This window comes from Edwardsiella hoshinae NBRC 105699 = ATCC 33379 (assembly GCF_000474215.1).
GTDB lineage: Bacteria > Pseudomonadota > Gammaproteobacteria > Enterobacterales > Enterobacteriaceae > Edwardsiella > Edwardsiella hoshinae.
The window spans coordinates 22,243-28,617 of the sequence record NZ_BAUC01000045.1 but is presented as its reverse complement, the minus strand read 5'-3'; the positions used below and the strand labels follow the sequence as shown (position 1 = coordinate 28,617).

The window sequence follows — 6,375 nt, the reverse complement described above, 5'->3', positions numbered from 1 at the left end:
TCCGGTGCCGTCGTGGCTGACGACGGGGACGAATATTAGCGGCACATCGCCGGACTGGCAAGGGGGAATTATCACTTTTCCCCAGAAATTCACGCGATTGCTGGCAGAGTGTGCAGCCATATGAAAAAAGCGGCATCTTGCTGCCGCTTCTGTCCTTTGCGCGTCCTATCTAGTGGGCGGCGCGTTGTAAGATCCAGCTTTTCGGCTGGCGTTGCAACCAGCGGATACGCAGCGCCATCATGATCGCCGCCGACGTCAGACCGATGATGAAACCAATCCAGAAGCCACTCGGCCCCATCGCCGGCACAATCAAATCGGTCAAGGCCAGGAGATAGCCGATGGGCAATCCCAACAACCAGTAAGCGATGAAAGTAATGAAGAAGATTGAGCGGGTATCCTTGTAGCCGCGCAGTACGCCGCTGCCGATCACCTGTACCGAGTCGGAGATTTGGTAGAGTGCCGCCAGCAGCATCAGGTGCGTCGCCATGGCGAGCACCGCGATATCGTCGTTGTACAGAAGGGCAATGGGTTCGCGCAGCACGATGGTGAAAATCGCGGTGCAACTGGCCATCGCCATGCCGACACCGATGGCGGTGCGGGCGGAGACGCGAGCATTCTCCGTCGATCCCTGGCCGAGGCGATAGCCGACCCGGATGGTGGCGGCGACGCCCAGCGACATCGGCAACACAAACATCAGCGAGCTGAAATTGAGCGCGATTTGATGACCGGCGACCGCGACGATCCCCAGCGGCGACACCAGCAGGGCGACCACGGCGAACAGGGTGACCTCAAAGAACAGCGCCAGGGCGATCGGCATACCGATGGCGATCAGACGACGCAGAGTAACCCAGTCCGCCGACTCAAAGCGTCGCACCTGACGCACATCTTTCAGTGAGGGCGCGCGGGCGACATAGCTGCGCATCAGCAGATACATGATCCAGTAGACGCTGGCCGTCGCCACACCGCAACCGACGCCGCCCAAGGCCGGGGCGCCAAACTTACCGTAGATGAAGATGTAGTTGATCGGAATATTGACCAATAAGCCGATAAAACCGATCACCATCCCCGGTTTGGTCTTCGACAGCCCCTCACACAATCCGCGTAAAACTTGAAAACAGAGATAGCCCGGCGCCCCCCACATGATGGCGTGCAGATAGCCGATGGCTTTCTCGGCCAACAGCGGATCAATATTATCCATCATGTCGATAATATGCCCGGCGTTATACAGCACGGCGATGATCAGCAGCGAGAGGCCAGCGACCAGCCAAAACCCCTGCGTCACCTGATGAGGAATACGGTGACGTTTACCGGCCCCATTCAGTTGCGCGATGACCGGTGTCAGCGCCAGCAATAGACCGTGGCCGAACAGGATGGTCGGCAGCCAAATCGAGGTCCCGACCGCCACCGCCGCCATGTCGGTGGCGCTGACGCGACCGGCCATGATGGTGTCGACGAACCCCATCGCGGTTTGGGCAATCTGGGCGATGATGACGGGGATAGCCAAGGCCAATAAACTACGCGCTTCGCGCCAATACGTCTGCACGGATACACCTTTGTGATTGTTGTCTGACGATAGAGGGATGCACCTATCCCCACGGCACACCGTGAATGAAACCATCATAGAGGGGGGGACGAACGAGCCATTCTACCGACTTGCCTGGCAGATGGAAACTGATTGCGACGGAATGTTACTGCTGAGCCGCATATGGCAGGCTTTTACGGCGTAATGCTTTGGTTTGCGAATAAATTAGGGCACACTCATCAGCATTAATCCTAGACGGACTAGCGAATAGAGGAAGGCATTATGTTTACCGGAATTGTTCAGGGCACCGGCCCGTTGGTGGCGATCGATGAAAAACCCAATTTTCGTACCCATGTGGTGCAGCTGCCGCCGGAAATGTTGGCGGGATTGGCATTGGGAGCCTCGGTGGCCAATAACGGCGTTTGCCTGACGGTCACCGGCATCGAGGCTGACCGCATCAGTTTCGACCTGATGAAGGAAACGTTGCGCGTCACTAACCTGGGGGGACTCCAACTCGGCGATCGCGTCAATCTGGAGCGGGCGGCCAAGTTTAACGATGAGATCGGCGGCCATCTGATGTCTGGGCATGTGATGGGGATGGCGGAGATCGTCAAGATCCTCAGTTCCGAACACAACCGTCAGATCTGGTTCCGTGTCAACGATAGCGCGATGATGAAGTATGTGCTGCATAAGGGCTTCATCGGTATCGATGGCATCAGCCTGACCATCGGCGAGGTGAGCAAGAATCGTTTCTGTGTTCATCTCATCCCGGAAACGCTACAGCGTACCACGCTGGGGGGCAAACGCCTTGGTGACTGGGTGAATATCGAGATCGATCCGCAGACCCAGGCGGTGGTCGATACTGTCGAGCGGGTCTTGGCCAGCCGCGCCGCCGCCGAGGGTGGACAACCAGCTTAAGCTTTAGCGTTGTTGGGCGATGCCCGGCGTACGCAATAGGCTGACGCCGGCGGCGACGAGGGCGCAGACGGCAGCCAAGAGCAGAGCGCCGTGGGTGCCGCGGTCGTCGCCCAACCAGTTAAACATCAGGGCGACCAGGGCCGCCCCTAAGGTTTGGCCGAACAGGCGAGCGGTGCCTAGCATGCCGCTGGCACCACCGCTGCGTTGACGTGGCGCCGCCGCGATCATGGTGTGGTTATTGGGGGACTGGAACAGGCCGAAGCCAGCACCGCAGAGCGCCATCCGCCAGATGATCGCGGCCGCGTCCGGTTGCGCCGGCAGCCAGGCCAGCGTCAACAGACCGACACCAGTCAGCGCCATGCCCAGGCAGCCGAGCAGCCCCGCGTTGACTCGCTCCACCAGCCGGCCGGCGATCGGCGCGACGATCATCGTCGCCAGTGGCCAAGGCGTTAGCAGCAATCCCGTCGCGACCTCGCCATAGCCAAGGGCCCGTTGCAGGAAGAACGGCAGTGAAACCAATGCTAACATCTGGGCGCAAAACGAACAGATAGAGGTGGCGATGGACAGGGAGAACACCGGAATGCGCATCAAATCGATCGGTAGCAGCGGCTGCGGTTGATGGCGCTCGCGCCGGATCAGCAGAGTCGCGCAGATCAGCAATCCGCCGCCCTCCAGCCAGAGCAATACGGGCGACTGGCGTTGTGCTACGCCGCTGATCAGCGACAACAGCAAACCGAAAGTTAAGGCATTGAGCAATGCGCTCAAGCGGTCAAAGGGCGCACGCGCGGTGGTCGCGGGATTGGCCGGAAGCGTGTGCCGCCCGACCAGGTAGGCGAACAGGCCGAAAGGGATGTTAATGGCGAATAGCCACGGCCAATCGCCTAACGATAGCACGGCGGCAGCGATAGTCGGGCCGGCGGCGGAGGAGACCGCGACCACCAGGGCGTTGAGACCCATGCCGCGCCCCAGTTGGCTTTGCGGGTAGATCAGGCGGATCAGCGCGGTATTGACGCTCATCAAAGCGGCGGCGGCGAAGCCTTGCAACACCCGAGACAGCGTTAGGGTCAGCAACGAGTCGGAGAGGGCGCAGGTCAGCGAGGTGAGGCTGAATAGCAGACAGCCGCTGAGAAAGATGCGCCGGTAACCGATGCGCTCACCGATCGCCGCCAACGACAGCAGCGAGACCGTGACCGCCAGTTGATAGGCATTAACGATCCAGATGGCATCCGCCGGGCTGGCTTGCAGATCATGGGCGATACTCGGCAATGCCACGTTGGCGATAGCGCCGTCGAGTACGGCGATGGCGATGCCTAAGGCGATGGCCAACATGGCGCTATAACGCTGGCGTAAGGGTAGACCATCGAGGCTGTTGGAGGGGTTGAGCGCCACCATGACTCCTTATCGACATACGTAACTGATCAGCCGGCGTGACTAGTTGTGACCGTTATCACTTTGCACGTAAATCCGCGTGCTGGCAATCATCTTATCTTGCCGTAGTTCCGACATTGTTGGCCGGTTGATGGCTGTCATTCCCCTCTTGTTCTGACTATAATGAAACACAGGTTCGTTTTTTTTGATAAGGTTGAGCTGACCCTATGACACTAGAAATCGATAAACAGCCCGATGCCGTTTCCTCTGTCCTGAAAGTCTTTGGCATATTACAAGCGTTGAGCGAAGAGCGGGAGATCGGTATCACCGAACTCTCTCAGCGGGTGTTGATGTCTAAGAGTACCGTCTACCGCTTCTTGCAGACCATGAAGTCGCTGGGTTATGTGGCCCAGGATAGCGAGACGGAGAAGTATACCCTGACGCTGAAGCTGTTCGAGCTGGGTGCTCACGCGTTGCAAAACGTCGATCTGATCCGCCTCGCAGACGTGGAGATGCGCGAGCTGTCGCGTCTGACACGTGAAACTATTCACCTTGGTGCCCTGGACGAGGATGGCATCGTCTATATCCACAAGATCGACTCGATGTACAACTTGCGTATGTACTCGCGCATCGGGCGACGTAACCCGTTGCACAGCACCGCCATCGGTAAGGTGTTATTGGCCTGGCGTGATGCAAGCGAGGTCGATGAGATCTGCGCACAGATCGTTTTTACCCGTAGTACCGCGCACACCATCGGTAGCGTAGCCGAGCTAAAGCAGGCGCTGGCACAGGTACGCGCCCAAGGTTATGGCGAGGATAACGAAGAGCAGGAAGAAGGGCTGCGCTGCATCGCCGTACCGGTCTTTGACCGTTTCGGCGTGGTGGTGGCCGGTTTGAGCATCTCTTTCCCGACGTTGCGCTTTTCCGAGGAGGCCAAGCAGGAGTATGTGGCCATGCTGCACCGGGCGGCGCGCCGCATCTCTGAGCAAATGGGGTGTCACAGCTATCCTTTCTAAGCCTGGCCCTTAACACGCGATAACGACAGACGGGAGCCACTCGGCCCCCGTCTGTCGTGTGTTGCATATGGGTCGCGCTTTAGTGTTGCAATTCGGCGTCTTGGTCGGCGTCGAACACCTGGCGATCGGTCTGACGCAACAGTTGGCTGGTCACCGCGCCGGCGGTCATCGCTCCGTTGACGTTGAGGGCGGTACGTCCCATGTCGATCAGCGGCTCCACGGAGATCAGCAGGGCGACCAGGGTGACCGGCAGCCCCATCGCCGGCAAGACGATCAGTGCGGCGAAGGTCGCGCCGCCGCCGACGCCGGCAACCCCGGCCGAGCTGATAGTCACCACCCCAACCAAGGTCGCGATCCACAGCGGGTCGAAGGGGTTGATGCCGACGGTCGGGGCGACCATGACCGCCAGCATCGCCGGGTAGAGACCGGCGCAACCGTTCTGGCCGATGGTGGCACCGAAGGAGGCCGAGAAGCTGGCGATCGACTCGGGGATACCGATGCGGCGCGTCTGCGCCTCGACATTCAGCGGGATGCTGGCGGCGCTAGAGCGACTGGTAAAGGCGAAAGTCAGCACCGGCCATACCTTGCGGAAGAAACGCCATGGATTGATGCCGACCAGCGACAGGATCAAGGCATGCACCATAAACATGAGCGCCAGACCGAGGTAGGAGGCGACGACGAAGCTGCCCAGTTTAATAATGTCGTGGATATTCGAGCTGGCGACCACCTTGGTCATTAGCGCAAACACTCCGTAAGGCGTCAGCTTCATCACTTGACGAACTAACTTCATCACCAGCGCTTGCAAGGTATCAATACCCTGTAGCACGCGCGCGCCGCGCTCGCCGTCATCCTTCAGCAATTGTAACGCTGCACTACCGAGGATCGCGGCGAAGATCACCACGCTGATGATCGAGGTCGGATTGGCGCCGGTCAGTTCGGCGAACGGATTCTTAGGAATGAAGGAGAGGATGAGCTGCGGTACGCTGAGATCGGCGACCTTACCGGCGTAACTGCCTTCGATCATCTGCAACCGGGCGCTCTCCTGACTACCTTGCACCAAACCGTCGGCGGTGAGACCGAACAAGTCGGTGACGGCGACACCGATCAGGGCGGCGATCAGGGTTGTCAGCAGCAGCGTCCCGATAGCCAACAGGCTGATCTTGCCCAGGGAGGCTGCATTATGCAGTTTGACCACGGCGCTGAGGATCGAGACGAACACCAACGGCATAACGATCATTTGCAGCAATTGTACATAGCCGTTACCGACGATGTTGAACCAAGCGATGCTGTGTTTCAGCACCGGATGGTCGGCACCGTAAATCAGTTGCAGCGCCAAGCCAAACACGACGCCGAGTAGCAGACCGGCCAAGACTTTCTTCGCCAGGCTCCAGTTGGTATGGCGCGAGCGCGCCAGCAGCAATAGTAGCGCGACAAACGCCACGATATTCGCGATAAGCGGTAGGTTCATCCCAAAGTCCTCTCAATCATGATGCTGTTGTCATTGTTATCGTCGATCTTGCGAGCGACATAGCGGGCGACAGATTATCAGTA

General features: G+C 59.0%; 5 protein-coding genes. 2 read left to right on the top strand and 3 right to left on the bottom strand.

Going from position 1 to position 6,375, the window contains the following annotated elements; translation table 11 throughout:
- Positions 1-169: 169 nt before the first annotated feature.
- The gene (locus tag EHO01S_RS15925; protein WP_024524897.1) at positions 170-1,543 is read right to left on the bottom strand and encodes an MATE family efflux transporter; all 1,374 of its coding nucleotides are present in this window, start codon (positions 1,541-1,543) and stop codon (positions 170-172) included.
- Positions 1,544-1,804: 261 nt separating this feature from the next.
- Here EHO01S_RS15925 and EHO01S_RS15915 point away from each other — a divergent pair, with 261 nt between their 5' ends.
- Positions 1,805-2,440 carry a riboflavin synthase gene (locus EHO01S_RS15915; protein ID WP_024524896.1) on the top strand — a complete coding sequence of 212 codons (636 nt, stop codon included), beginning with the start codon at positions 1,805-1,807 and terminating at the stop codon, positions 2,438-2,440.
- Positions 2,441-2,443: 3 nt separating this feature from the next.
- Here EHO01S_RS15915 and EHO01S_RS15910 read toward each other — a convergent pair whose 3' ends face one another.
- The gene (locus EHO01S_RS15910) at positions 2,444-3,832 is read right to left on the bottom strand and encodes an MFS transporter (protein WP_024524895.1); all 1,389 of its coding nucleotides are present in this window, start codon (positions 3,830-3,832) and stop codon (positions 2,444-2,446) included.
- Between the two features lie 203 nt (positions 3,833-4,035).
- On the opposite strand from EHO01S_RS15910, the gene kdgR reads away from it, so the two are divergent.
- Positions 4,036-4,824: a DNA-binding transcriptional regulator KdgR gene (kdgR, locus tag EHO01S_RS15905; RefSeq protein WP_024524894.1), complete on the top strand. Its 789-nt coding sequence runs from the start codon at positions 4,036-4,038 to the stop codon at positions 4,822-4,824.
- 79 nt (positions 4,825-4,903) lie between these two features.
- Here the strand turns inward: kdgR and EHO01S_RS15900 are convergent, their stop codons facing one another.
- Positions 4,904-6,292 (bottom strand): L-cystine transporter, encoded by a 1,389-nt coding sequence (locus EHO01S_RS15900; RefSeq protein ID WP_024524893.1) that lies wholly within the window; start codon positions 6,290-6,292, stop codon positions 4,904-4,906.
- Between the last annotated feature and the right edge of the window lie 83 nt (positions 6,293-6,375).

What these genes read in the sequence shown, in the direction of transcription:
- EHO01S_RS15915 (WP_024524896.1), top strand. Translation starts at nt 1,805, where the DNA reads ATGTTTACCGGAATTGTTCAGGGCACCGGCCCGTTGGTGGCGATCGAT.
- EHO01S_RS15910 (WP_024524895.1), bottom strand. Translation starts at nt 3,832, where the DNA reads ATGGTGGCGCTCAACCCCTCCAACAGCCTCGATGGTCTACCCTTACGC.
- kdgR (WP_024524894.1), top strand. Translation starts at nt 4,036, where the DNA reads ATGACACTAGAAATCGATAAACAGCCCGATGCCGTTTCCTCTGTCCTG.
- EHO01S_RS15900 (WP_024524893.1), bottom strand. Translation starts at nt 6,292, where the DNA reads ATGAACCTACCGCTTATCGCGAATATCGTGGCGTTTGTCGCGCTACTA.